25 protein-coding genes are annotated in these 24366 nt (G+C 74.6%); 12 read left to right on the top strand and 13 right to left on the bottom strand.

The features are described from left to right. Positions 1-93: 93 nt before the first annotated feature. The 5 genes from ABZ449_RS12990 to ABZ449_RS13010 form a co-directional block, all read right to left on the bottom strand. Entirely contained in the window at positions 94-432 is a 339-nt protein-coding gene (locus tag ABZ449_RS12990) for a hypothetical protein (RefSeq protein ID WP_360344773.1), read from the bottom strand. A gap of 103 nt (positions 433-535) precedes the next feature. Then, positions 536-700 (bottom strand): hypothetical protein, encoded by a 165-nt coding sequence (locus ABZ449_RS12995; protein WP_360344775.1) that lies wholly within the window; start codon positions 698-700, stop codon positions 536-538. Positions 701-950: 250 nt separating this feature from the next. Then, complete coding sequence (locus tag ABZ449_RS13000; protein WP_360344777.1) at positions 951-2162, bottom strand: cytochrome P450; 1212 nt, start codon at positions 2160-2162, stop codon at positions 951-953. Between the two features lie 144 nt (positions 2163-2306). After that, positions 2307-2540 carry a ferredoxin gene (locus tag ABZ449_RS13005; protein ID WP_360344779.1) on the bottom strand — a complete coding sequence of 78 codons (234 nt, stop codon included), beginning with the start codon at positions 2538-2540 and terminating at the stop codon, positions 2307-2309. 229 nt (positions 2541-2769) lie between these two features. After that, positions 2770-4314, bottom strand: coding sequence for an ATP-dependent DNA ligase (locus ABZ449_RS13010; protein ID WP_360344781.1), 1545 nt, complete (start codon positions 4312-4314; stop codon positions 2770-2772). Positions 4315-4610: 296 nt separating this feature from the next. On the opposite strand from ABZ449_RS13010, the gene ABZ449_RS13015 reads away from it, so the two are divergent. The 4 genes from ABZ449_RS13015 (at position 4611) to ABZ449_RS13030 (ending at position 8199) form a co-directional block, all read left to right on the top strand. Next, the gene (locus ABZ449_RS13015) at positions 4611-4739 is read left to right on the top strand and encodes a hypothetical protein (RefSeq protein ID WP_360344783.1); all 129 of its coding nucleotides are present in this window, start codon (positions 4611-4613) and stop codon (positions 4737-4739) included. Between the two features lie 126 nt (positions 4740-4865). Next, positions 4866-5345 (top strand): GNAT family N-acetyltransferase, encoded by a 480-nt coding sequence (locus ABZ449_RS13020; RefSeq protein ID WP_360344785.1) that lies wholly within the window; start codon positions 4866-4868, stop codon positions 5343-5345. A 115-nt stretch (positions 5346-5460) separates the two neighbouring features. Beyond that, entirely contained in the window at positions 5461-6459 is a 999-nt protein-coding gene (locus tag ABZ449_RS13025) for a CAP domain-containing protein (protein WP_360344787.1), read from the top strand. A 174-nt stretch (positions 6460-6633) separates the two neighbouring features. Beyond that, positions 6634-8199 (top strand): sigma-70 family RNA polymerase sigma factor, encoded by a 1566-nt coding sequence (locus ABZ449_RS13030; protein WP_360344788.1) that lies wholly within the window; start codon positions 6634-6636, stop codon positions 8197-8199. 67 nt (positions 8200-8266) lie between these two features. On the opposite strand, the gene ABZ449_RS13035 is transcribed toward ABZ449_RS13030, so the two are convergent. After that, entirely contained in the window at positions 8267-8488 is a 222-nt protein-coding gene (locus tag ABZ449_RS13035) for a hypothetical protein (protein ID WP_360344790.1), read from the bottom strand. 250 nt (positions 8489-8738) lie between these two features. Then, entirely contained in the window at positions 8739-10268 is a 1530-nt protein-coding gene (locus ABZ449_RS13040) for a M1 family metallopeptidase (protein WP_360344792.1), read from the bottom strand. A gap of 371 nt (positions 10269-10639) precedes the next feature. Here ABZ449_RS13040 and ABZ449_RS13045 point away from each other — a divergent pair, with 371 nt between their 5' ends. After that, positions 10640-11557: a carbohydrate kinase gene (locus tag ABZ449_RS13045; protein ID WP_360344794.1), complete on the top strand. Its 918-nt coding sequence runs from the start codon at positions 10640-10642 to the stop codon at positions 11555-11557. A 111-nt stretch (positions 11558-11668) separates the two neighbouring features. On the opposite strand, the gene ABZ449_RS13050 is transcribed toward ABZ449_RS13045, so the two are convergent. Further along, positions 11669-12253, bottom strand: a complete 585-nt coding sequence (locus tag ABZ449_RS13050) for an XRE family transcriptional regulator (protein ID WP_360344796.1) — start codon at positions 12251-12253, stop codon at positions 11669-11671. Between the two features lie 118 nt (positions 12254-12371). Here ABZ449_RS13050 and ABZ449_RS13055 point away from each other — a divergent pair, with 118 nt between their 5' ends. Together ABZ449_RS13055 and ABZ449_RS13060 are read left to right on the top strand one after the other, a co-directional pair. Continuing rightward, the gene (locus tag ABZ449_RS13055) at positions 12372-13208 is read left to right on the top strand and encodes an EamA family transporter (protein ID WP_360344798.1); all 837 of its coding nucleotides are present in this window, start codon (positions 12372-12374) and stop codon (positions 13206-13208) included. Between the two features lie 120 nt (positions 13209-13328). Beyond that, a complete protein-coding gene (locus tag ABZ449_RS13060) occupies positions 13329-14036 on the top strand; it encodes a phenylalanine--tRNA ligase beta subunit-related protein (protein WP_360344801.1) in 708 nt (235 codons plus the stop codon). Positions 14037-14081: 45 nt separating this feature from the next. On the opposite strand, the gene ABZ449_RS13065 is transcribed toward ABZ449_RS13060, so the two are convergent. Next, positions 14082-14618: a GNAT family N-acetyltransferase gene (locus tag ABZ449_RS13065; protein ID WP_360344803.1), complete on the bottom strand. Its 537-nt coding sequence runs from the start codon at positions 14616-14618 to the stop codon at positions 14082-14084. A gap of 196 nt (positions 14619-14814) precedes the next feature. Here ABZ449_RS13065 and ABZ449_RS13070 point away from each other — a divergent pair, with 196 nt between their 5' ends. Further along, positions 14815-15900 (top strand): polysaccharide deacetylase family protein, encoded by a 1086-nt coding sequence (locus tag ABZ449_RS13070; RefSeq protein ID WP_360344806.1) that lies wholly within the window; start codon positions 14815-14817, stop codon positions 15898-15900. Positions 15901-15957: 57 nt separating this feature from the next. Here the strand turns inward: ABZ449_RS13070 and ABZ449_RS13075 are convergent, their stop codons facing one another. Then, the gene (locus ABZ449_RS13075) at positions 15958-16389 is read right to left on the bottom strand and encodes a YchJ family metal-binding protein (protein WP_360344808.1); all 432 of its coding nucleotides are present in this window, start codon (positions 16387-16389) and stop codon (positions 15958-15960) included. A gap of 326 nt (positions 16390-16715) precedes the next feature. Here ABZ449_RS13075 and ABZ449_RS13080 point away from each other — a divergent pair, with 326 nt between their 5' ends. Next, positions 16716-17117, top strand: a complete 402-nt coding sequence (locus tag ABZ449_RS13080; protein ID WP_360344810.1) for a hypothetical protein — start codon at positions 16716-16718, stop codon at positions 17115-17117. Between the two features lie 94 nt (positions 17118-17211). Here ABZ449_RS13080 and ABZ449_RS13085 read toward each other — a convergent pair whose 3' ends face one another. Next, positions 17212-18804, bottom strand: a complete 1593-nt coding sequence (locus ABZ449_RS13085) for a ubiquinol-cytochrome c reductase cytochrome b subunit (protein WP_360344875.1) — start codon at positions 18802-18804, stop codon at positions 17212-17214. Between the two features lie 438 nt (positions 18805-19242). Between ABZ449_RS13085 and ABZ449_RS13090 the strand changes: the two genes are divergently transcribed. Further along, positions 19243-19575 (top strand): hypothetical protein, encoded by a 333-nt coding sequence (locus ABZ449_RS13090; protein ID WP_360344812.1) that lies wholly within the window; start codon positions 19243-19245, stop codon positions 19573-19575. A gap of 84 nt (positions 19576-19659) precedes the next feature. Here the strand turns inward: ABZ449_RS13090 and ABZ449_RS13095 are convergent, their stop codons facing one another. Both ABZ449_RS13095 and ABZ449_RS13100 read right to left on the bottom strand, forming a co-directional pair. Further along, the gene (locus ABZ449_RS13095) at positions 19660-21015 is read right to left on the bottom strand and encodes an ATP-binding protein (protein ID WP_360344814.1); all 1356 of its coding nucleotides are present in this window, start codon (positions 21013-21015) and stop codon (positions 19660-19662) included. Between the two features lie 92 nt (positions 21016-21107). After that, positions 21108-21788 (bottom strand): response regulator transcription factor, encoded by a 681-nt coding sequence (locus ABZ449_RS13100; protein WP_360344816.1) that lies wholly within the window; start codon positions 21786-21788, stop codon positions 21108-21110. Positions 21789-21974: 186 nt separating this feature from the next. Between ABZ449_RS13100 and ABZ449_RS13105 the strand changes: the two genes are divergently transcribed. Next, positions 21975-23513: a glutamate synthase subunit beta gene (locus ABZ449_RS13105; protein WP_360344818.1), complete on the top strand. Its 1539-nt coding sequence runs from the start codon at positions 21975-21977 to the stop codon at positions 23511-23513. 341 nt (positions 23514-23854) lie between these two features. Continuing rightward, complete coding sequence (locus tag ABZ449_RS13110; RefSeq protein WP_360344820.1) at positions 23855-24361, top strand: YcxB family protein; 507 nt, start codon at positions 23855-23857, stop codon at positions 24359-24361. The last annotated feature ends 5 nt before the right edge of the window (positions 24362-24366 follow it).

Genomic DNA, 24366 nt, shown 5'->3' on the forward strand with positions numbered 1-24366 from the left:
CCAGGGAGCAGCACGGCGGGAGCAGCACGGCGCGCCCGGGAGAGGTCCCGGGCGCGCCGTCGTTCCGCCACCCGCCGGGCTTCCCGGGGGTTCCTAGAGCTTCGGGGGCGCCGGGGCACCCGCGCCGCGGCCGGCCTTGACGCCGTTCACCATCGCCTGGTGGATCGCCCGCGCGGTGCTCTCGTCGCCCGCCGGTACCGGGCTGCCTGCGACCGTGTACCAGTCCAGCGCGCCGGTGTACTGGACGGTCAGCCTGGCCTCGCCGTCCACCCAGGTGGTGTGCACGGTGAGGTCGCCGGAGATCGGGCCGACCTCGGTGGTGGTGACTCCACCGGGGCCGCTGATGATCGATTGGGTGGTCCAGGTCGCCCACGACGTGCGCGGGTCCGCGGGCTGCCGGGCCTGACGGTTGCCTTGGTCGTGTTCGGTCATGCGCCTATCCTCCCCCGCGGGTGGACCGCCGCCTGAGCAGCGACACCTGCGGTCGCGGCGACCGCCCGGTCCCACCGGGCGGTCGAGTCGGTACGGCGGACGGTCAGCCGGGTTGGCCGGGTTCGTCCAGCATGGGGGCGCCCTCCGCCTGGGAGGTGTCCTGAGCGTGCAGGTTCTGCATCGAGGGGACTCCCTCCTCGGGGTCCGCGGCGCGGACGTCCTCGTCTTCCTCGGTGCTCACCTTGGAGCGGTCGCTCATGTCGGTCATCGCGGGCTCCGTCTCCTCGGCCGGTCCCGGCGCGCCGGGGCGCGGGCGCGGCAGGGCCGGTGGTGTCTCTTCGCCCTCCCAGCCTGCCTCCGCCCCGGCGCCGGGGCCAGTCGGGTGACCCGGCGGGCTTCCGCGGGGCTCCGCGGGCCTCACCCGGACCCGATTCGGGCCTCACCCGGACCCACCCGCCACGCGGGTCTCACCCGGACCCGCCCGGACCCGCCCGGACGCATCCGGCCTCACCCGGTCGTCACCAGGCGACGGGCAGTGACCGCATGCCGTAGATGAACGCGTCGGTGCGGAACTCCAGCTCCTCGTGGGGGACGGTCAGCCGCAGCCCGGGCAGTCGCCGGAAGAGCGTGGCCAGCGCGATCTGCAGCTCGGCGCGGGCCAGCGGCTGGCCGAGGCACTGGTGCACGCCGAAGCCGAAGGCCAGGTGCCGCCGGGCGTCCCGGTCCAGGTCCAGCTCCTCGGCCGGCCGGCCGGCGCCGCCGAACACCTCCGCGTCCCGGTTGGCGGTGGAGAGCATCGCCATCACGCCCTCGTCGGCCCGGATCGTCGTGCCGGCCAGCTCCACGTCCTCCAGCGCGACCCGGGCCACCCCGGTGTGGATGATGGTGAGGTGGCGCAGCAGCTCCTCCACCGCGCCGGGCAGCGCGGCCGGGTCGGCCAGCCTGCTGATCTGCTCCGGCTGCTCCAGCAGCAGGGCGGTGGAGAGCGAGATCATGTTCGCGGTCGTCTCGTGCCCGCCGACCAGCAGCAGGAAGCCGGTGCTGGCGATCTCCTGCGTGGTGAGGTCGTCGCGGACGGCGAGACGGCTGAGGATGTCGTCCTGCGGCTCCTTGCGCTTGCGGGCCGTCAGCTCCTTCAGGTACTCCAGCATCTCGTCCCGGGCGTCCAGGAGTTGCTCGGGTGAGCTGCTCCGGCTGAGCAGCGCCCGGCTGACGCGCTGGAAGAACTCGTGGTCCTCGTACGGGACGCCGAGCAGCAGGCAGATCACCAGCGAGGGGATGGGCAGCGCGAAGTCGGCGACCAGGTCGGCCCCGGTGCGGCCTGCGGTCATCGTGTCCAGCGTCTCGTCCGTGATCCGCTGGATGTCCGGGCGCATCGCCTCGATCCGCTTGACCAGGAAGTCGCCGGTGACCATGCGGCGCAGCCGGTTGTGCTCGGGGTCGTCGAGGTTCAGGAAGCTCGGGTTCTCGGTGATCCGATCCCGGCCGCCGGCGATCAGCAGGGGGAAGGACGGGTGGCGCACGTCGGAGCTGAACCGGCGGTCGGACAGGATGGCGCGGACCTCGGCGTAGCCGGTGACGAGCCAGACGGACTCGCCCCCGGGCATGGTGGCGCGGGTCAGGCTGGAGGTGGCGGCGGCCTCGGTGTACGCGGGGGGCGGGCCGTACGGACAGCCGGCCGAGTGCCGGGCCGGGAGGGCGAGGGCGGGGGCGGTGGAGGAGCTAGTCAAGGCGGGGTCTCCTTGCGTCGCGATGGTTCACCGGTGGGGGCGTGCTTGTTGAGCGTTCGTCGGTTGCGGTTGCGGTTGCGGGCGCGGTTGGGGTGGCGGCCGCTGGATCTCGCTGGGGTCGGCGGTCGGACCGGCGGGCGGGGGTCAGTCGTCGACCGCGACGGCCTCGGCCTCCGCCGGCTCGTCCTCGACCACGGTGATCGCACCGCCCGGGCAGAGCTGGGCGGCCAGTCTGAGGTCGGCGAACTGATCGGGCCGGAACGACATCTGACGGAGCCTCACCAGACTGTCGTCGTCGTCCTGGTCGAAGACCTCGGGAACGTTCATGACGCACAGTCCGGAGCTGCAGCAGCGGTCCCGGTCGACACTCACCTTCATGGTGGGCACCTCTCGCCAGTGCGCCGCCGGCTGCCCGGCGGCCGCCTCTCGTTGTCCATGTCAACCTAGCCGCCGCTGATCCTTCCCTGGAGGGTGCGGTGGCGGGATCGCCGAGAATGGCCGATTAGGCTCCTGTGTCAACTGCCCAGCAGTGGGGAAGGTTTGAATCGACGTCACCTCGAAGCGCGTGCGTGCCGCAGCCCCGGTCCGGGCCGACTGCCCGTGGGGTTCACAGCCCCTCGGCGGAGGCGATCTCCCGGACGGTCGCGACGGTGTCGGCCTCGTCGGCGCTCTTGTCCGGCCGGTAGCGCACCACCCGGGCGAACCGCAGGGTGAGGCCGGCCGGATAGCGGGAGCTGCGCTGCACCCCGTCGAAGGCGATCTCGACGACCAGTTCCGGTCGGACCCGCACCGTCCAGGCGTCCCGTCCGGTCTCCCGGGCCAGCAGTTCGACGGTCTGCCGGGCGAGCGTCTCGTCGGTCAGGCCCTTGAAGGTCTTGCCGAGCATCACCCACGGGCCCAGCCCCGGCTCGCCCGCGGCCCGGGCGCCCAGGTGCAGGTTGCTGAGGAAGCCCTGCCGCCGCCCGCTGCCCCACTCGGCGGCCAGCACCACCAGGTCCAGGGTGTGCCGGGGCTTCACCTTGATCCAGCCCGCGCCGCGCCGCCCGGCCGCGTACGGGGCGGCCGGATCCTTCACCAGCACGCCCTCGTGGCCGAGCGCCAGCGTCTCGCGGAAGAAGGCCAGCGCCCGGTCGCGGTCCCCGGTCTCGACCCGGGCCGGCCGCAGGCCGTCCGGCACCGCCTCGGCCAGCGCCGCCCAGCGCTCCCGGCCCGGACGGTCGACCAGGTCCTCGCCGTCCCGGTGCAGCAGGTCGAAGAAGTAGGTGTGCAGCGGGACTTCGGCGCGCAGCCGGTCCGGGTCCCGCCGGGAGGCGGTGCGTGCGGCGGTCTCCTGGAACGGGCGCGGCCGGCCGGCCGGACCGAGCGCGATCGCCTCGCCGTCCAGCACCGCCGAACCCAGCGGCAGTGCCAGTGCGGCCTCGGCCACCTCGGGGACGCGGGCGGTGATGTCGTCCAGCCCGCGGGTGAACACCGCGACCCGCCCGCCCTCCCGGTGCACCTGCACCCGGATGCCGTCCAGCTTCCACTCCACCGCGGCCGGGCCGGTGCGCTCCAGCGCGCCGGCCACGTCCGGCGCGGAGGCGGCGAGCATCGGCCGCACCGCCCGTCCCACCTCGAGCCGGAACGCCGCCAGCGCCGTCTGCCCACCGGTCAGCGCGGCCTCCGCGACCGCGCGGGCCGACCCCCGGAACATCAACGCCCGCCGCACCGCCGACGCCGGCACCCCGGCCGCCTGCGCCACGGCGTCCCCCACCACCGCGTCCAGCGCCCCCTGCCGCAGGTCCCCGACCAGCACCGCCCGCAGGAACCCCTGTTCCACCTCGGTCGCCCGTGCGAACAGCCCGTGCAACAGCCGCCGCCGTTGCGCCTGGGCCCCCGCCCCGTGCACCCCCGCGATCAGTTCCAGCTCCCGCTCCACCTCCCGCACCCCGAGCGAGGCCTCCGGCGCTGGTTCCGGCAGGCCGCGCAGCGCAGCCGGACCGATCCCGGTCCGCAGCCGCTGGGACTCCCCGGACAGCAGGGCCACCGCCGCCGCCCCCTCCACCGGCCCGAGGTCGCGCAGGCAAGCGGCCAGCAGCCCCGTCTTCGCCCGCCGTCCGGCCTCCGCCGCCACCTCCCGGGACACCGACGCCAACCGCAGCAAGCCCGCCACACCACCACCTCCACGGCCCTCAGCATCCGCCCCCGGTCCCGCTCCCGCACCACGACCCCCGCTCCCGCGGCAGGACCTCCGGCGGGCAGCCCCGTCGGTCCCGAGGCCGCCGAACGGCATCGGCGGCTCCGCTCGCCGCCGATGCCCGGGGCCCGGGTGGGTTCCTCCCGCCCACCGGATCGCGGTGGCCTGGGACCACACCACCTGCCGCCGGCCGTCGGTCTTCTCGTACGTGTCGGTGTGCCAGTACCGCGCCCTCGGGACGGCGATGCCGCCGACGCGCCCCCGAGGACGTCGTGCGGCTGCTCCTGGTCGTCGCCGACGCGCTGAAGGAGCGCTCGCCCGACCCCCGGGCCTGGCACGAGCACAGGGCCCTGTTCCTCCGTCTGATCCGTGCGGGCGCCACGGCACGGCCCCTCCCGTGACCCGTCGGCGCAAGGCGCCGCAGTGGCGCAGAGGGCGGTCGGTCTTGGCCGGGGAGGTGATCAGCGGCCGGACGACGGGGCGTCATGCTGAGGGCTCGCACCGCCTTCCGAGTGATGGAGACCGAGATGAGTGACACGCCCACGACCTCCTGGAGCGTCGGAGCGCCCGAGGCCGCCGACTACCCGGCCTGGCGCGAACTGTTCCGTGGGTACTGCGAGTTCTACCGGGTCCCGATGCCGGAGGAGAAGGCCGAGCTGGTGTGGTCCTGGCTGACGGATCCGGGGCACGAGCTGGCGGGGCTGCTGGTGCGGGACGGCGACGGTAGGCCGGTCGGGCTCGCGCACTACCGTCCGTTCGCGCGACCGCTGCACGGGGCAGTCGGGTGCTTCCTGGACGATCTGTTCGTGGCGCCGGAGGTCCGGGGCGGTGGTGCGGTCGACGCGCTGTTGGGCCGCCTGCGGGAAATCGCGGCGGAACGCGGGTGGAACACCGTCCGCTGGATCACCTCCGAGGACAATTACCGGGCCCGTGGAAAATATGACCAGGTCGCCACCCGGACCAGGTTCCTCACCTACGACATGGCTCCGGAGGCGCCGGCCGGCTGAGGCCGAGGCCCGGTCGCCGGACATTCGTTCGGAGTTTCTGTTATCGGCGCGCCGCCCGGAGGTCTCCCATGTGTCGACACCCGACCAGTCGACCCGGAACAGAAAGCGTGGCCACGTGAACAGCGACGACAGGACGACCATCCTCCCGGCGAGCGGAGGCGGCGTCGGCAGCGACAGCGGGGGCGGAACCCGCGGCCGCTCCGGCGGCCGGGCGGCGCGGCGGGCTGCGGAGCGCCACACCGGCCGGGGCCGGCGGGCGCGTCGGCGCGGCGGGATCGTGCCGGTCACCGCGGTCGTCGCCGCCGTGGCCGGCACCGGGCTGTTCGCCGCGCTGGCCGGCGCGGGCTACGCGGCGTACGGCGGCAAGCAGACCGACCGGGACGTGGCCGGCCAGTCGATGGCCGCCGACGCGCTGATCTCCGCGGAGCTGGGCACGCACGACGGCATCCAGGTGCCCGGCACCGGTGGGACGAACCCGGACGCCCTGCCCCCGGCCGGTCCCACCGCCACCGACCCGGCGGCCACGGCGAGCGCTCCGGCCGCGCCGACCGGGACCGCTCCGGCCTCCCCGTCCGCCACCCGGACCGCCAGCCCGGCGACTCCCGTGCCCAGGGCGGCCCCCCCGAGCGCCGCCCGTTCCGTCATCGACTTCCCGCTCTCCATCAAGCGACCCACCCTGCCCCCGCAGGTGGGCGGGGGAGGGGTTCCGCCGGCGGGCGGGGGTGCGGCTCCGTCGTACGCCCAGCAGGTCGTGGACCTGGTCAACGTCGAGCGGACGAAGGCCGGCTGCGGGCCGGTCAGCTCCGAGACCCGGCTGACGAATGCCGCCCAGTCGCACAGCGACGACATGGCCGACCGCAACTACTTCGACCACGCCAGCCCCGAGGGCTACCACGCCGACCACCGGATCGAGGTGGCCGGCTACAGCTGGAGCAGCTGGGGCGAGAACATCGCCCGCGGCCAGAAGGACCCGGCCGCGGTGATGAACTCCTGGATGAACAGCCCGGGCCACCGGGCCAACATCCTCAACTGCTCGTTCACCCAGCTCGGCGTGGGCGTGCGGACCGGCAACAACGGCCCGTGGTGGACCCAGGTGTTCGCGTCCCCGGCGTGAGCCGGCCCGGGCCTGACGGCTGCGGCCCGAGACGAGCGGTCCGGGCCACAGCCGTCAGATCCGAGCGGTCCGGGCCGATTTTCCGATTCCGTGCACATTGTTGTTATCTGATCACTCCACGCGGGTCTCCGAGGAGGCAGCGGCGGACGGATACGGCAAGACGGAGTGCGGACGATGAACGCTGAGGTGCAGAACAGGACCGGGACCGCCCTGGTGCTGGCGGCGCAGGCAGGCGACCGGCAGGCCCAGGAGGCGCTGGTCGCCGCCTGGCTCCCGCTCGTCTACAACGTGGCCGGCCGCGCCCTCGGCGGCCACGTCGACGTGGACGACGTCGCGCAGGAGACCATGATCCGCGCCCTGGACGGCCTGGAAGGGCTCCGCGAGCCGGAGTCCTTCCGGTCCTGGCTGGTGGCCATCACCATGAACCAGGTACGCCGTCGGTACGCCGCGGGCCAGCAGCAGCCGACCGTCGGCGGCCTGGACGAGACCTGGGAGGTCGCCGACCCCCGGGCCGACTTCACGGACCTCACCATCCTGCGCCTCGGCCTGTCCGGCCAGCGCCGCGAGGTGGCCGAGGCCACCCGCTGGCTGGACCCCGACGACCGCGAGCTGCTCGCCCTCTGGTGGTTGGAGGCCGCCGGCGAGCTGACCCGCGCCGAACTCGCCGACGCCCTCGACCTGAGTCCGCAGCACACCGCCGTGCGCGTCCAGCGGATGAAGAAGCAGCTCGAAGCGGGCCGCGTCGTCGTCCGAGCGCTCTGCGCCTACCCGCGCTGCCCCGGGCTGACCGAGCTCACCGCGGGCTTCGACGGCACTCCGAACTCGGTCTGGCGCAAGCGCATCGCCCGCCACATCCGCGACTGCGCCGACTGCGGCGGCCTCGGCCGGGACCTCTTCCCGGCCGAAGGACTGCTGGCCGGCCTCGCCCTGGTGCCAGTGCCGCTCGACTGGCCCGTACTGCTGCACTTCCAGCAGACCGCGGCCACCGTCGCCTCCTCGACGGCCGCCACCGGAGCGGGGGCCGGGGCCGGAGCGCACTCGGGTGCGGGCGCGGGAGGACACGGCGGCTGGGCCGGCACCGCGGCCCGCAAGGCCGTCCTGGCGGGCGGGGCGGCCGCGGCGGTCGCGGTGACCACCCTCGCCCTGGTCTGGCCGCAGGCCGGCGAGCCTCCGCAGGCGACGGCACCGGAGCCCACCGCCCCGGCCGCGGCACAGGACACCCCGACGGTCGCCGCCGCACCCGCCGCGTCCGCGCCGATACCGACCCCGACACCCGCGGAGAGCCCGACACCGACGGCGTCTCCCACACCGACGCCGACCGCCAGCCGCACCGCCACCGCGACACCGCAGCCCAACCCGGAACGCCAGCTGGTGGACCTGGTCAACGCCGAACGCGCCAGGGCCGGCTGCGCCCCGCTGCGGATCGACCCCCGGCTGCACGGCTCGGCCCAGAAGCACGCGGACGACATGGCCACCCGCGGCTTCTTCGACCACGTCAACCCGGAGGGCGTCCGAACCGAGGCCCGGATCACCGCCGCCGGCTACCGCTGGTCCCAGTGGGGCGAGAACCTCGACCGGGGTCCGACCACCCCGGCCGCCGTCTTCGCCCGCTGGATGGACGGCGGAATCCACCAGTCCAACATGCTCGACTGCGGATTCAAGGACATCGGCGTCGGCTTCGCCACCAGCTCCACCGGCACCCCCTACTGGACCCAGGACCTCGGAGCCCCGATGTCCTGAACCGCGGCCGACGGCGACCGGGGACCGGAGAACGGGGACCAGGACATCGGGGCCGACCGGTGCCCGACTACGCGGGAGCGGCCGCCACCAGGCCGTTCGCCGACCCGGTCACATAGCCGGTGGCCTCCCCGAGGACGCCACCCGCGTCACCGACCTGCCCGGGGACCACGTCCGGAGCGCTGCTCAGCGGCCCGGGCAGTCCCTCCTGCCCGCCCACGGCACTGGCGTGCGCACTAGGCGCGGTGAGGGAGGCCACGACACCAACGGCGAGCGAGGCAACGGCAAGCATGCTGCGCTTCTTCATGGCCGGTCCAACGACGCTGCGCCGGAAGGGTTACGGTTCGGGCCCGTCGCGGGTTCACGGCGGGGAGCGTCGGCAAGCGTTGGACGGCCCGCGAACCGACCGGGTCTCTGCCGGGCGGCCGGCGGGCCGTGGGAACCACCATGGCCCCACCCGCCCCTGCCGGTCAGGGGCGCGTACGGTGCGACCGGACGCACGGCGGCGCGCCGGGCGTGCACCAACAGCCCCAGCCGCGCCGTCAGAGCGTCCCGGAGCCCCGCGCCACCGCGGGCCCGCCCGCCACCGCGGCCCCACCCTCCCGGACCGAGCGCCCGGGAACCGCCGTGGCTCCCGGAGCTCCCGGAGCCGCCCCGGTCGGGCCGACCGGGCCCACCACCCAGTCCGGATGGCCCGGCATCGGCGGTGTCCGCAGCCCGTACAGCCAGTCCCGGAGGAAGCCCCGCAGGTCCTGACCGGACACCGCCGAGGCCGTCCGCACATAGTCCTCGGTGGACGCGTTCCCGTACCGGTGGGTGCCCAGGAAGGTGCGCTCGATCCGGTCGAAGGTCTCCGTCCCGACCTTCTCCCGCAGTGCGAACAGCACCAGCGCGCCGCCGGTGTACCGCTGGCTGTCGAAGAGGTCGGCGGCGGTGGGGGAGGCGACCGGCCCGGAGTCGTGCCGCCACTGGTCGCCCAGCCCGTAGAGGTGGCGCATCCGGTCGACCAGGGTGGTGAAGCCCCAGGCGTCAGGCCACCCGCGCTCGTAGCGGTACGTCAGTCCGTAGAAGTCGGCGTGGCCCTCGTTGAGCCAGAGGTCGGACCAGGTGGCGGGGGAGACGCTGTCGCCGAACCAGGAGTGGACCAGCTCGTGCATCATGTGCGAGCCGATCGCCGGCTCCGCCTGCCGCAGGAAGTTCGGCTTGTAGAGGGTGAGCGTCTGGGTCTCCAGACCGGTGAAGGCGAAGGCCGCCGGGTCGTCCGTGTCGACCGGCAGGATCCCGTACGTCTCGAACGGGAACGGCCCCAGGCGGGCTTCGGCCCAGGCGAGCTGGCCGGGGGTGAGGGCGAGCGCGGGCTCCAGCTCGGCGGCGCGGGCGGTCGGCACGACGTCGCGCAGCGGCAGGCCGTGCGGGCCGGTGCGTTCGCGCACGGTGTGGTCGCCGACCGAGACCTGGACCAGTTCGGTGGCCATCGGTTCGCGGGAGACGTAACGGCGGGTGGTGCGGCCGTCGCCCAGCCGCTCGGTGGCCGTCAACTCCCCGTTGGCCACGCCGAGGAGGGCGTCCGGGGCGGTCACCGCGATGGTGAACCGGGCCTTGTCGCCCGGGTGGTCGTTGCACGGGAAGACGGTGTGGGCGCTGTCCGGCTGGCCCGCCACCGCGAAGCCGTCCGGGGTGGGGACCCAGCCGGTGTGCGGCAGCGCGGCCCGGGGGTCGGCGGTGTACTCGACGGCGAGCCGGGCGGTGGCGCCCGGGCGGAACGGCCTGGCCGGAGTGACCGTCAGCTTCTCGTCGTGGGTCGCGAACCGCGCGGGCCGCCCGTCGACCCGGACGGCGCGCACGGTCAGCCCGAGCGCGTCCAGGTCCAGCCGGGCCAGGGCGCGGTCCGGCCGCACGGTGATCAGGGCCGTGCCGTCCACCGTCCTGGTCCCGGCCCGGTAGTCGAAGGCGAGGTCGTACCCGAGCGCCCGGTACCCGGTGTTCCCGAGCGAGGGGAAGACCGGATCGCCCAGCCCGTCGGCGGCGCCGGCCGTCGGCACGCTCGCCGACAGCACGACCGCACTGAGCACGAGCGAGGGAAGGAGACCGGCGCGGGGCCCGAACAAGGTGATCACCGCGATTCACGACCGGGAGCGGAGGCGGGATCCGCCGGAGCTGAACGCCTGGGCCACGGATGCTAGTGGACCGCCGGAGCGGCCCGGGCGCGATTCCTGCACCTCGGCCTCACACCGTGGTCCCCCGGACGGCCCAGGGTGATGGCGGCGCCTCCGCACGCGGGCTAACGTGAGGAGTGCATCGTCCCCTGACGGACGATCCACGGCCGTCGGAAAACCTGGCCAGGTCCGGCGGCCGTACTCCGCTGTCCGGCGCCGCGCGCCCGAACGCACCCCGTAGGCTGGCGACCGAGACGACGCCCGCGTACCGGATGCCAGGAGCCGCCGTGACCAGTCCAGCTTCACCCGTTCTGGTGATCGGCGAATGCGTCGCCGACATCGTCCGATCGGGTGTGGCGCCGGACCGGGTGCACCCCGGCGGCAGCCCCGCGAACGTCGCCTACGGCCTGGCCCGGCTGGGCCGCCCGGCCACGCTGCTCACCGAGCTGGGGCCGGACGACAACGGGCGGCTGATCCGGCGCCACCTGGAGTCGGCGGGCGTGCGGGTGCGGGCCGCCGAGGTCGCCCGGACGCCCTCGGCGGTGGTGGAGCTGGACGGGCAGGGGCGGGCCCGCTACACCTTCGACATCCACTGGACGCTGCCGCCGACCGGGATCGCCGAGCCGCCCACCGTGATCCACCTCGGCTCGATCGCCGCGGTCACCGAACCCGGCGCGGCATCGGTGCGGGCGCTGGTCGAGCGCTGGCACGGGCGGGCGCGGATCAGCTACGACCCGAACGTGCGCCCGGCGCTGATGGGGGATCGGGCCGAGGCCGTCCGCCGGGTCGAGCGCTGGGTGGCGCTGAGCGACCTGGTCAAGGCCAGCGACGAGGACCTGGCCTGGCTCTACCCGGGCGAGCGGCCCGAGGCGGTCGCCGAGCGCTGGCTGGCCCTCGGCCCGGCGGTGGTCGCGGTCACCCTCGGTGCCGAGGGCGCGTTCGCGCGCACCGCCGAGGGCGGACGCGCCGAGGCGGCGGCCCTGCCGGTACCGGTCGCGGACACCGTCGGCGCCGGCGACTCCTTCATGGCCGCCTTCCTGCACGCCCGTGCGGCCGACGCCGACCTCGGGGTCTGCCTCACCCAGGCGGTGACGGCGGCCGCGCTGACGGTCGCCCGTCCGGGCGCCAACCCGCCCTCGGCGGCCGAACTCGCGGCCGCCTTGACGGACGGACCGGAGCCGCACGCGGACGCCGGGGCGGTGTAGCCCCGGATCGTTCCGGCGGCCACGTCCGGGCACGCCGGGCCGCCGGGCCACGGGGTCGCCGGGTCATCGGCTCATCGGGGTCGACGGGTTCGAGCCGGACGGGTTCGCCGGTCAGGTCGCGGCGACGGGTCCGGGCGGCAGGTGGACGGTCATGATCAGGTGGCACGTCCCGGTGCCCGAGCCGCGGTAGGTGTGGGCACTGTCGCCGTCGAAGGCGGCGGTCTGGCCCGCCTCGACGGTGTGCTCGGTGCCGTCGACGACCAGGGTCATGCGGCCGGAGGTGACGCTGACGGTCTCCACGACGCCGGCCTGGTGGGGGTGGCTGGGGTACTCCTCGCCCGGTTCCAGCCGCCAGCGCCACACCTCGACGGGAGTCGGGCCCGCGGTGGTCAGCATGAGCCGGGCGTCGCTGCCCCGTTCCCCGGTCCACAGCGGTGCCACGTCGTCGGCGGCGACGAGGCGGACGCGCCCTTCGGGCCGCCCCTGCATCAGGTCGGACACCGAGACGCCGAGGGTGTCGGCGAGACGGACGAGGGTGGCCAGGTTGGGGTTGCCCTGGGCCTTCTCCAGACCGACCAGGGCGCCCTTGCTGACCTGGGCGCGCCGGCTGAGTTCGTCCAGGGAGAGGCCCGCGCGCCGGCGGGCGGCCTTGACGTTCTGCGCGACCGTCCGCAGGGCTGCGGCCGTCTCGGTCATGTGATCACCATCCTCGTAGCGGACCACTCGAATGCACGGTCCGGTCGTTTTGTTGCACTGAACCGGTCGATTGGATGTACTGTGTAGTCGTTCCACTGAAATGGTAAGGGATGTTGCCGTGATCGCTCTGCTGCTGGCCCTGGGCAGTTCACTGGCCTACGGGTGCGCCGACTTCCTCGGCGGCCTCGGTGCCCGCAAGGCGCACGTGCTGCGGACCGTGCTGGTCGCGGCCCCGGCCAGTCTCCTGGTGGAGCTGCTGGTGTGGCCGGTCCTCGGCGCCTCCTTCAGCGCGGGCGCGCTCGGCTGGGGCGCGGCGTCGGGTGTCGCCTCGGCCGCCGCCTTCGTCCTGCTCTACCGCACACTGGCGATCGGCCCGATGAACGTCCTGTCCCCGGTGACGGCCCTGGTGTCCGCCGCGCTGCCCGTCGCGGTGGGCCTGCTGGAGGGCGAGCACCTGGGCACTGCCGGGCTGGTGGGCCTGCCGCTGGCTCTGGCGGCCGTCGTCCTGGTCAGCGCCGGGCACGGCGCGGGCTCCGCCCGCCCCTCCCGCACCGCGCTGCTGCTGGCCTTCGGTGCGGGCTCCGCCATCGCCCTCCAGCTGGTCTTCCTGCACCAGGCGCCCGCCGACAGCGGGGTCGCCCCGCTGATCACCGGCCGGGCGATCTCCTCGGCGGTCACGCTGGCCGCGGCCGCTCTGCTGCGCCGCCGCCTGGGCTCCGAACGTCCCGCGTACGCGCTGTCCGCCACCGCGGGCGTCCTGGACTCCCTGGCGAACCTGCTGTTCCTGCTCGCCGCCCGCAGCGGCGACCTCACCGTCGTCGCCGTGATCACCGCCCTCTACCCGGCCGGCACCGTCCTGCTCGCCCGCGGCGTCCTCGCCGAACGCGTCCACCGCGGCCAACTCCTCGGCCTGGGCGCCGCCGCCCTCGCCGTCAGCCTCCTCGCCCTCACCTGACCGCACCGGCGGCCCCGCCGTCCGGGCCGCACCGGCGCCCGGACCACCGGCCCCGGACCGCGTCGGCATGCGAAAGTCCTGCCCCCGCCCCCCACCGGACCCATGAAACGGAGCCCGCCCATGCCCGTCTTCCGCCTCGACCCCGCCGTCGCCGCCGCCTTCCCCGACACCCTCATCGCCGTGGTCACCGCCACCGGCCTGCGCGGCCACGAGCCCTGGCCCCACACCACCGCCGCCCTGGCGGACCTGGAGCAGCGGCTCGCCGACGGCAGCTGGCAGCCCGCCGACGAGAGCGACCCCCGCATCGAGGCCTGGCACGCCGCCTACCGCTCCTTCGGCACCAACCCCCGCCGCATCCGCCCCAGCGTCGACGCCCTCGGCCGCCGCCTCGCCAAGAAGGGAGCGCTGCCGCGCGTCAACCCGGCCGTGGACTCCTACAACGCCGTCTCCGTCCGCCACGGCCTGCCCGCCGGCGCCTTCGACCTCGACCGCGTCACCGGTGACGTCGTCATCCGGCACGCGGACGGCACCGAGTCCTTCACCCCGCTCGGCGACCCCGACGCCGTCGAGCACCCCAACCCCGGCGAGATCATCTACGCCGACACCACCGACGTCCTCACCCGCCACTGGAACCACCGCGACGCCCACCGCACCCGTGTCACCCGGGACACGACCCGCGTCGCCTTCGTCCTCGAAACCCTCCACGCCGGCCGCGACGGCGACCACCTGGAGGCCGCGGCCCACCAGCTGCGGGACCTGCTCGCCGCGCACGCCGACCGCACCGCCGTGCACCACCTCGGCCCGGCCCGTCCCACGGCAGAGGTCTGAAGGAGCGGCCCCCCACCGGCGCTTCGGCGAGCCGGCCCCTCGGGGTCAGTGCTGTTGCTCCACGGCGGTGAGGTCCTTCCCGTACCAGATCTCGGCGTACGGTCCGCTGCTGTAGGCGGGGATCTCCCGGTACCCGTTGCGCAGGTAGAGCGCACGGGCCTCGAGCAGGTCGAGGCGGGTGTCGAGGACGATCCGGTCCGCGCCCAGGGAGCGGGCGGCCCGGTCGACGGCGGCCAGCAGTTCGGCGCCGCCGCCGGTGCCGCGCAGGCCGGGGCGGACGAAGACGCGGGTGAGTTCGGCGGTGGTGGCGTCGAGTCGCCGCAGACCGGCGCAGGAGTGGGCGAGGCCGTCGTGACGGCCGATCAGGAAGAGGCCGTCCGGGGCGGCGAGGTCGTCGCTGGGGGAGTCGGCCAGGCCGGACTCCAGTTCCTCGGGGGTGCCCTCCCGGTCGAGGTGCAGGCGGTAGTAGCGGTTGGCCACGTCGTAGTAGTACTCGCGCAGCAGGTCCAGGGCCTCCGGGATGGTCACGTCGGCCGGGGCGACGGTCCAGGTGCCGGAGCTGCGGGGCGCGGTGTTCGTCATGCGCGCATGATCCACTTCATGGCGCCGTCGCCGCAATCGGTTTTCCCGGCGGCCCGGCGGCCCGGCACTTCGGCCCCGTCCGGCCGTCCGGCCGCCCACCGCGCGGGCAAAGGAACGGCAAGGCCCCGGTGCGTCGTTGCCCCGCGCGAGTGATGAGGGGATTGGCGGTGGGGCGCGACGGGGGAGCAGTGCTCCCATGAACAGACCATCAGTTTGTCGTATTAGTGCTGATCTGAGGGGGAATCAGCGGCATCGGGCCGGCGTACGGACCGGCCTGCTGGCCACCGTCTGCCTCTCCGCCGTCCTGGCCGGCTGTGCCGGTCCGGCCGCTCCCGCCGGGCCGAAGCCCGCCCCGATCGCCGATGCGAACGCGAAGGCGGCTCCGGCCGCCGAGCCAGCCGCGGCTCCGGCCGGTGCCGGTGCCGGTGCCGGTGTCGCGGAGGCGGAGGCCGCCGGGGCGGCGGAGGGTGCCGCCCCCGCCGCCCCGCCCGCGGCGCAGCCGCTGCAGCCCGGAGCGGCCCACCAGGAGGAGCAGAGCGGCGGCGAGGCCACGGCCCGTCAGGAGGCCGCCGCCCGCGCCACCGCGGAGGCCGCCCAGCGCTGGGGCCTGGAGCGCCCGCCGCTGAAGGCCCCGCCGCGCCCGGCGACCAGGGCCGCGCTCACCCCGGTGCAGGGGGTCAAGCTCGCGGAGGGCCGCCCGCCCGTCGTCTACCGGGTCCCGACCGACGACAAGGTGGTCTTCCTGACCGTCGACGACGGCGCCGAGAAGGATCCCGAGTTCTCCCGGATGGCCGAGGAGCTGGGCATCCCGCTCAGCACCTACGTCTCCGACTACCTCGTCCGCGAGAACTACGGCTACTTCCGCGACCTGCACGCCCACGGCGTGGAGATCAACAACCACACGATCAACCACCGCAACCTGAAGGTGCTGGACTACGAGACCCAGCGCCAGGAGATCTGCAACCAGCAGGACCGGCTGGAGCAGCAGATCGGCGTCCGCCCCCGGCTGTTCCGGCCGCCCTACGGCGAGTACAACGACGACACCCTGCGCGCGGCGGCGTCCTGCGGGGTGGAGGCGGTGCCGCTGTGGAACGAGGAGGCCTTCCCCGACCACATGGAATGGCGCTACGACGACCGGCAGCTGCATCCGGGCGACATCATCCTGACCCACTTCAGGGGCACCGACATCTGGAAGGCCTCCATGCCGGATCTGCTGCGCAAGGTCGTCAACGACGTCACCGCGCAGGGCTTCGCCCTGGCCCGGCTGGACGACTACCTGTAGCCGGCCCGCCGGAGTGGCCCGCCGGAGCGGCACCCCGGCGGCCGCGGGCCGGGCGGCTCAGCCGAGCGAGAGGGCGTCGAGGTACACCCAGGCGCCCTCGTGCCGCACGAAGCGGCTGTTCTCGGTGAGCACACCCTGCTCGCCGCCCTCGGTCCAGTGGGCCCGGAAGGCGACCGTGCCCTCCGCGTGGAACGCGCCGCCCTCGGTGGTGGCGACCACCTCCAGCCCGGTCCAGCGCAGGCCCGGGTCGAAGTCGACCTCCGCGGGCCGGGTGTCCGGGTGCCAGGTACGCAGCAGGTACGCCTCGTCCTGCGCGGCGAAGGCGCTGAACCGGGACCGCATCAGGGACTCGGCGGTGCCGGCCGCCGTCTGGCCCCGGTGCAGTCGGCCGCAGCAGTCGCCGTAGCTGGCGGGCAGGCCGCACGGGCAGGGGGAGGAGGGCAGCAGCCGGGGCGCGGCGGCGCGGGGCGCGGAACGACGTCGGGACATGCCGTCCATTGTTCCCCACCCGGCGGGGCGCTCCCCTGCCACCCCTGGCACGACGGGACCGGCCCGCCCCTCGGCGCACCGAGCGGCGGGTCCGTCCGTGTTCACCCGGAGGTCCCCGGGCACCGCAGGGGGCCGCTCGCGCGCTGCCCGGTCGGTGCGGCCCCCGCTCCACCGTCCGGCAAGAATCGCCCGGCCTGTGGCGAGCCGCCCGCCACCTGCTGTTCGTCGCTGGTAGTAGTTGCCTGGTCGCGGAGCGATCCCTGTCGGGAGCCCGTCCCCGCAGGCTGGTCCGGCAGGACGACTCGACAGGACTTGAGGAGCGGTCAATGGGTGGCAGACAGCGTCCGCCGAGAGCGCGGACCCCCCGCCGGGGCAGGTCCGCCGGCGCCCGCCCCCGGGTGAACTCCCGGGCGGAGTTCGCCCGCATCGAGGGGTTCCTGGCCTGGGAGGCGGAGGTCGCGGCGGCCGAACGGGACGCCCGCGCGTTCGCCGCGCAGTTCCCCTGGCTGCCGGCGGCGGAGCGGGAGAGCCTCGAGCAGGCCTATGCCGCGGACCGGGTGCGCTACGCCGAGGAGGTCGTCGACCGCGCGGTCGAGCGCTGCCGCCGGCTGGCCGCCCGCTACCGCGTCGAGTGCCGTCGGATCTGCGCCCGCTGGGCGGCGCTCTGCCTCTCCGTCACCGTGGCGGCGGCGCTGTTCGCCGTCGTCCCCGCCGTCCTGCGCGGCTGAGCGGTCCCGGGCTGCCGTCCACCGGCCCGGGCACGACGAGGGCCCGCCGCACCGTTTCCGGTGCGGCGGGCCCTGCTTCGTGTCGGGGCGCGGATCAGTGGTGGCCGTGGCCGCTGCTGATCTCCTCGTGCTCCTCGACGGTGGGCTTGGCGATCTGGCTGCCCTTGCCGTAGAAGCCGCGGGAGAGCTTCACCCGCGTGCGGGTCCACAGCCCGGCCTTGCGGGCCACCCCGTTCTCGTCCACCTCGGGCGGCAGTTCGGAGGGCTGGGGCTGGTCGTGGGCGGTGAGGGTGAAGAGGCGGCCCGGCGGCAGCGGCGCGTGCACCTCGATGAACTCGCCGTGCTGGAGCCGGTTGATGACGCCGGTCTCCCGGCCGTGCAGCACCTTCTCCTTGTCCCGCCGCTGGAGGCCCAGGCACCACCGCTTGGTGATGACGAAGACGACCACCGGCACGGTGAAGAAGCCGATGCGCACCGCGTAGGTGATCGCGTTGATCGAGAGGTGGAAGTGGGTGGCCAGCAGGTCGTTGCCGCCGCCGGCCAGCAGGAGCAGGTAGAGGCTCATCCAGGCCGCGCCGAAGGCGGTGCGGACCGGGGCGTTGCGCGGGCGGTCGGCGATGTGGTGCTCGCCCCGGTCCCCGGTGATCCAGGCCTCCAGGAAGGGGTAGCCCCAGATGACCAGCAGCACGAGCGGGAAGACCATCAGCGGGATGAACACCCCGAGGTTGAGGGTGTGACCGCCCCAGACGCTGATCTCCCACCCGGGCATCACGCGGATCAGGCCCTCGGAGAAGCCCATGTACCAGTCCGGCTGGGCGTCGGTGGAGACCTGGTCCGGACGGTACGGCCCGTACGCCCAGATCGGGTTGACCGTGGCGATCGCGGACATCACCGCGACCACGCCGAAGACCAGGAAGAAGAAGCCGCCGGCCTTGGCGGTGTAGACCGGCAGCAGCGGCATGCCGACCACGTTCTCGTTGGTCCGGCCGGGCCCGGCGAACTGGGTGTGCTTGTGGTAGAAGACCAGGATCAGGTGCGCCGCGAGCAGGCCCACCATGACGCCCGGGATCAGCAGGACGTGGACGGTGAACAGCCGGGGGATGATGTCGGTGCCCGGGAACTCGCCGCCGAAGAGGAAGAACGACAGGTACGTCCCGACGATCGGGACGGCGAGGATGGCACCCTCCATGAAGCGGATGCCGGTGCCGGAGAGCAGGTCGTCCGGCAGCGAGTAGCCCATGAAGCCGTCGAACATGCCGAGGATCAGCAGCATGGCGCCGAAGACCCAGTTGATCTCGCGCGGCTTGCGGAACGCGCCGGTGAAGAAGACGCGCATCATGTGGGTCAGCATCGAGGCGACGAAGACGATCGCCGCCCAGTGGTGGATCTGGCGCATCAGCAGGCCGCCGCGCACGTCGAAGCTGATCTTGAGCGTCGACGCGTAGGCCTCGGACATCGGGATGCCCCGCAGGGGGACGTACGTCCCGTCGTAGACGACCTCGCCCATGCTCGGCGTGAAGAACATGGTCAGCCAGACGCCGGTGAGAATGATGATGACGAAGGTGTAGAGCGCGATCTCGCCCAGCATGAAGGACCAGTGGTCGGGAAAGATCTTGCGCAGATTGGACTTGGCCAGGGAGTAGATGCCCAGCCGGCCGTCGGTCCAGTCGGACAGGGACTCGGCCATGTTGGCGGGGTTGGCGCGCGTGCTGGTCACCGGTCCCGGCTGCGACTGCTGGTCGGCTCTCACGACGGGCTCCCCGGCGTCCTCGGCGAACCGTGCTGGAGGCCCGCCGGCGGGAGCGCCGGCCGGCGAAGTGTTGTGATCATGGGACCTCTCGATACGGGCCCGCCGGCCGGACCGGCGCGCGGACCAGGTGTTCCGCTGGACCCGTTGCTCAGGGTGATGGAGCGCTTACTCTGTCATGCTGTCGGCAGGGGGCCGACTGTGCACGTCCATCGGGCCGTCCGGCCGCTCGTGTCGGGCCGGACGGAGGCTCCTGACGCCCGATCGGCTGGCCGCCGCTCGGCCCAACGGGTACCGATGCTGCGGTCGAGTGCCGCTGAACCGTTTCGGCGCGCGCCGCGGCCGGGCGTGGCGCGCTCCCGGGCCTACGCTGCGCCAATGGTGGATCACCGTGAACTCTTCGAGGACGTCACCGAGGCCCTGGCCCGCGCCGGGTTCGACACCGGACCGGGGCCCTCACCGCTGTGGATCGACCGTCACCCCGAGGGTGTGGTGGTCGGCTGGACGCCGGGCGCGGAGCCGGGCGGGCCGCCCTCCCGGGAGGCGCTCGCGGCGCTGAGCGGCGCGGCCGCGGTCGTGCTCCGCGAGTGCGGCTACCTCGTCGCCGGGACGGAGGAGGGTGATCTGCTGGTGCGTTGCGCCGAACCGGTGACGATCCCGGACACGTCCGAGTCCGAGCCGGAGCCGGTGCCGGAGCAGTGGTGGGGGTGACCAGGGCCTCCTGACGAACCCTCCGGAGGGCCCGGCCGGCCCGGTGCCCCGTGCACCGGGCCCGCGTGGTTGCGGCGAGGGCCCTCAGTCGCCGAGCGTGAAGCCGATCACCGCGCCGCCGCCCTCACGGTTGGCGGCGAAGGCCCTTCCGCCGTGCGAGCGGGCCACCTCGTGCACGATGGCCAGGCCCAGTCCGGAGCCGGGCAGGCTGCGAGCGGCGGTGGCCCGGTAGAAGCGGTCGAAGACCCGGTCGAGGTCGGCCGCGTCGATGCCCGGGCCGCGGTCGCGCACCTCGACCCGCGGGCCGCGCACCACCACCTCGATCGGGCCGGTCCCGGACGGGTCGAACTTGGCGGCGTTGTCCAGCAGGTTGCCGACCGCGCGGGCCAGTGCGTCCGGCCGGGCGGTTACCACGGTTCCGTCCGCGTCCACCACGATCTCCCGGTCGCTGCGCCGCCGGGCCTGGGCGGCGGCCTGCCGGACGACGTCGGCGAGCACCACCTCGGTCGGCTGCTCGTCCGCCCTGCGGTCCGCCGCGAGCGCCACCAGTTCCTCCACCAGGTGGCTCAACTCCCGGGACTCCTCGACCAGATCGGCCATCAGCGCGGCGCGTTCGGCGGGCGGAAGCCGGTCCAGGTCGGGCAGCACCGAGAGATTGGTGCGCAGGCTGGTCAGCGGGGTGCGCAGCTCGTGTCCGGCGTCCTGCACCAGCCTGCGCTGGTTCTCCTTCGCGGTGGCGAGCCGGACCAGCATCCGGTCGAAGGCTCGGCCGAGCCGGCCCACCTCGTCCGTTCCGGCGGCGGGCACCGGGACGTCCAACCGCCCACTGGCGGCGACCAGTTCGGCCGCCTCGGTGAGCCGGACCAGCCGACCGGTGATCCGCCCGGCGAGCAGCCGGCCGGCTCCGCCGGCGAGGGCCGTGACGACCGCCACCAGGGCCACCGTGCGGTCCCGCAGGGTGGCCAGCAGCTCCTCGGTGGGTCCGACCTGCTGGATGATCTGGATCGCTCCGCGCCCGCCGCCGAGCGAGACCACGCCGACCCGGTAGGTGTCGCCGTGCCGGTGGCGCAGCCCGATGGAGGTGCGGCCGGGCTGCTCGGCCCGGGCGAGGTCGTAGTCGCCCGACGTCGGGGGCAGGTCGAGCCGCGCGGTGCCGGGCAGCACCAGGCCGTCGGGGGCGAGGGACTGCGTGGTGACCCGGATCGGGCGCACCAGGTCGTTGCTCAGGCCGCTCGGGCCGGCGAAGTCGCCCGGGAAGAGCACCTGCCGCTCGACCTGTCGGTCGACGGAGTCGACGGCGGCGGTGAAGTCCGCGGTCTCGTCGTCCCGGATCAACCGGGCGGCGGCGTGGTAGCCGAGTGCGCCGATCAGCACCGCGACCAGTGCGGTCATCGCGGCGAAGGCCAGTGCGAGGGTGGTGCGCAGGCCCGGGCGCGGCAATCCGGGGAGGCGGCGGGCGGGGCGTGGCGACCCGGGCCTGTCCCGGCGGGCGGGGCGTGGCGACCCGGGCCTCTTTCGGCGGGCGGGACCGGTCACGGCTCGCGCAGGGTGTAGCCGACGCCTCGGACGGTGTGGATCAGCGGTACCAGGCCCGGGCGGTCGAGCTTGCGGCGCAGGTAGCCGATGAACACCGCGAGGTTCTTCGAACCGGGGCCGAAGTCGTAGCCCCAGATCTGCTCGTAGAAGGTGGCCTGGTCGAGGACGGAGCCGGTGTGCCGGACGAGCAGCTCCAGCAGGTCGAACTCGGTGCGGGAGAGTTCGAGCTCCTGCCCGGCGCGCCAGGCCCGCCGGGCCGGCGGCTCGACCCGCAGGTCGCCGACGGCCAGCACCTCGGTCGAGGGCTCGGGAGGGTGGCGGCGCAGCAGGGCGCGCAGGCGGGCGAACAGCTCGTCCACGTCGAAGGGTTTGACCAGGTAGTCGTCGGCGCCGGCGTCGAGGCCGGCGATCCGGTCGGCGACCTCGACCCGGGCGGTGAGCATCAGCACCGGGGTGCGGTCGCCGGCCGCGCGCAGCCTGCGGCAGACCTCCAGGCCGTCCGGCGTGGGCATCATCACGTCGAGCACCAGGACGTCCGGGCGCTGTTCGGCGAGGACGGCCAGGGTCTGGGTGCCGTCGGCGGAGACCCGCACCCGGTAGCCCTCCAGCATCAGGGCGCGGGCGAGCGAGTCGCGGATGGCCCGGTCGTCCTCGGCGATCAGCACGGTGTGGGTCATGGCGGAGATTCTCCCTGACGTGCTCACGGCGTTTCCGGGCGGCCCCGGGGTGTTCGTGCCCGCCCCGGGACCGTCCGCGACGGCCCCCCTTTTGCGCGGTGCTTCGCGGGCGTACGGTGGCCGTACGGTGGCGCGCTGCCGGGTGGGCCGCCTGGTCCGAGTCGGCACGCCCTGCCGGAGGCCGCGATGGCAGACCGGATGGCCTTCTTCACCACCCCGCGCGCGGAGCGGGCGCGGCGGGACGCGCGGGAGCGGCTGGGGGACTGGCAGGAGGTGTACCGGCCGGGCGAGCTGTTGCCGCTGGTGGGCGGGCAGGCGGGGCGGTGCATGGACTGCGGGCTGCCGTTCTGCCACCACGCCTGTCCCCTGGGGAACCTGGTGCCGGACTGGAACCGGCTGGTGGCGCGGTCGGAGGCCGGTGGGGATGGGGAGCCGGGGGCGGTCGCTGGGGCGGGCGCGGGTGGGGGTTCGGACTGGCGGGCGGCCGCGGCGCGACTGCTGGCGACCAACAACTTCCCGGAGTTCACCGGGCGGCTCTGCCCGGCTCCCTGCGAGAGCGCCTGCGTGCTGGCGATCGACGGCGCCGCGGTGACGATCAAGAACGTGGAGCTGGCGATCGCCGACCGGGCCTGGGAGGAGGGCTGGGACGGACCCCGTCCGCCCGACCGCCCCGAGCGGGCCGGGGGGCGGCGGGTCGCGGTGATCGGCTCGGGCCCGGCCGGGCTGGCCGCCGCCCAGCAGCTGACCAGGGCCGGGCACGCCGTCACGGTGTACGAGCGGGCCGACCGCGCGGGCGGGTTGCTGCGGTACGGCATCCCGCCCTTCCGGCTGGAGAAGCACCGGCTGGAGCGACGACTGGACCAGCTGCGGGCCGAGGGCACCACCTTCCGCACCGGTGTACGGGTCGGCCGGGACGTCCCGGGCGAGGAACTGCGGGCGGAGTACGACGCGGTCGTGGTCGCGGTCGGCGCGGGCGCCTGCCGGGAGCTGGCGGTGCCGGGGCGGGACCGGCCCGGGGTGCACCAGGCGATCGAGTACCTGACCTGGGCGAACCGGGTGGACGAGGGCGACTGCCCGGTCCCGCCGGTGTCCGCCGAGGGGCGGGACGTGGTGATCGTCGGCGGTGGGGACACGGCGGCGGACTGCCTGGGAACGGCTCTGCGCCAGCGCGCCGCCTCGGTCACCCAACTGGACATCAACCCGCGTCCGCCGCAGGGCCGGGCCTCCGGACAGCCCTGGCCGGTGCACCCCAAGGTGTACCGGGAGACCACCTCGCACGAGGAGTCCGGCGCCGCGGAGGCCGGGCCCAGGGTGTTCGCGGCGACCACCGTGGGCTTCGAGGCCGGCCCGGACGGCCGGTTGGCCGCCGTCCGTTTCGCCGAAGCCGAGCCGGCCGACCGCAGCCCGCGGACCGGCACCGAGCGGCCCCTGCCCGCGCAGCTGGCGCTGCTCGCGCTGGGCTTCACCGGGCCGGAGCCGGACCGGCGGCTGTTCGCCCAACTCGGCCTCACCACCGGGCCGGAGGGCACCCTGGCCAGGGACGACGGCTTCGCCACGGAGGCGGAGGGCGTGTTCGTCGCGGGGGACGCCGGGCGAGGGCAGTCGCTGATCGTCTGGGCGATCGCCGAGGGGCGGGCGGTGGCCGCGGCGGTGGACCGCTACCTGCGGGGGTGGACGGAGCTTCCGGCGCCGATCCGGGCCTCGGCACGGGCGCTCACGGTGTGACGGTCCGAGGAGGCCCGCGCCGGGTTCCGGCCGGGGTCTCATGGGAGCCGCTGCGCCGGGGACGAGGTGGGTCGGTCGGGCCGGGCGGCGGAACGGCGGCAGGCGGTGGGGGAACAGGTTCCTGACGCTGTTGATGGTGTCGCCGGGCACCGGGTCGGGCGCGGCCGGGGCGGGCACGGGTTCCGTAGGAGCGATCGAATCGGGTACGTACGGTCTTTGCTACGATCCGGCGAGGCGGGCGCCGGGAGTGGTCCGCCGGGAGTTGTGTGTCGGAATCGTGCGTCGGGAGTCGTGCGTACCGGGGGCCGGAGGGCGAGGACATGAGTGCGGATGAGCGAGCGGTGACGTGGGTCGAGGTCCGCTATACGCCGACGGCCGCCGACTTCCGGGAGGCGTTCGCGGCGTGGGGCCGGCGCACGGCGGCCGGGCGCCGGGCGTGGCGCGCCAGGTACATGGTGGCCGCCGGTGCGACGGTGGCTGCCGGGCTGCTCGCCGTCGTCGGCGGGATGGCGCTGCTGCCGGCCGTGCCGCTGGTGCTGTTCGCGCTGCTGACGGTGTTCGTGTCGCTCCGGCCGCGGGTGCGGCGGGTGGCGCGGGTGGCGGCGGACAAGGGCGAGTTCAGGGTCCTGCTGGACGACTACGGGGTGGTCGTCGACACCGCGGCCTCGGTCACCGAGCTCGGCTGGCCGGAGCAGCGGTACTACCTGGAGACGCCCGGTCTGTTCCTGCTGATGGCCGGCAGTGAGGACACGGGGGTGGTGACCATGCTGCCCAAGCGCGGCGTCGAGGACGTCCGGCAGCTGGGGGAGCTGATCGAGCGGCACGCGGTGGCGCTCGTCCTGGACTGAGCGGT

The sequence above is a fragment of the Kitasatospora sp. NPDC005856 genome (assembly GCF_040629945.1).
Lineage (GTDB): Bacteria > Actinomycetota > Actinomycetes > Streptomycetales > Streptomycetaceae > Kitasatospora.

Coding starts and splice junctions, on each gene's coding strand:
- ABZ449_RS13105 (WP_360344818.1), top strand. CDS start 21,975: ATGGCAGACCGGATGGCCTTCTTCACCACCCCGCGCGCGGAGCGGGCG.
- ABZ449_RS13100 (WP_360344816.1), bottom strand. CDS start 21,788: ATGACCCACACCGTGCTGATCGCCGAGGACGACCGGGCCATCCGCGAC.
- ABZ449_RS13065 (WP_360344803.1), bottom strand. CDS start 14,618: ATGACGAACACCGCGCCCCGCAGCTCCGGCACCTGGACCGTCGCCCCG.
- ABZ449_RS13080 (WP_360344810.1), top strand. CDS start 16,716: ATGGGTGGCAGACAGCGTCCGCCGAGAGCGCGGACCCCCCGCCGGGGC.
- ABZ449_RS13050 (WP_360344796.1), bottom strand. CDS start 12,253: ATGACCGAGACGGCCGCAGCCCTGCGGACGGTCGCGCAGAACGTCAAG.
- ABZ449_RS13090 (WP_360344812.1), top strand. CDS start 19,243: ATGGTGGATCACCGTGAACTCTTCGAGGACGTCACCGAGGCCCTGGCC.
- ABZ449_RS13035 (WP_360344790.1), bottom strand. CDS start 8,488: ATGCTTGCCGTTGCCTCGCTCGCCGTTGGTGTCGTGGCCTCCCTCACC.
- ABZ449_RS12995 (WP_360344775.1), bottom strand. CDS start 700: ATGACCGACATGAGCGACCGCTCCAAGGTGAGCACCGAGGAAGACGAG.
- ABZ449_RS12990 (WP_360344773.1), bottom strand. CDS start 432: ATGACCGAACACGACCAAGGCAACCGTCAGGCCCGGCAGCCCGCGGAC.
- ABZ449_RS13070 (WP_360344806.1), top strand. CDS start 14,815: ATGAACAGACCATCAGTTTGTCGTATTAGTGCTGATCTGAGGGGGAAT.
- ABZ449_RS13020 (WP_360344785.1), top strand. CDS start 4,866: ATGAGTGACACGCCCACGACCTCCTGGAGCGTCGGAGCGCCCGAGGCC.
- ABZ449_RS13060 (WP_360344801.1), top strand. CDS start 13,329: ATGCCCGTCTTCCGCCTCGACCCCGCCGTCGCCGCCGCCTTCCCCGAC.
- ABZ449_RS13005 (WP_360344779.1), bottom strand. CDS start 2,540: ATGAAGGTGAGTGTCGACCGGGACCGCTGCTGCAGCTCCGGACTGTGC.
- ABZ449_RS13075 (WP_360344808.1), bottom strand. CDS start 16,389: ATGTCCCGACGTCGTTCCGCGCCCCGCGCCGCCGCGCCCCGGCTGCTG.
- ABZ449_RS13030 (WP_360344788.1), top strand. CDS start 6,634: ATGAACGCTGAGGTGCAGAACAGGACCGGGACCGCCCTGGTGCTGGCG.
- ABZ449_RS13085 (WP_360344875.1), bottom strand. CDS start 18,804: ATGGCCGAGTCCCTGTCCGACTGGACCGACGGCCGGCTGGGCATCTAC.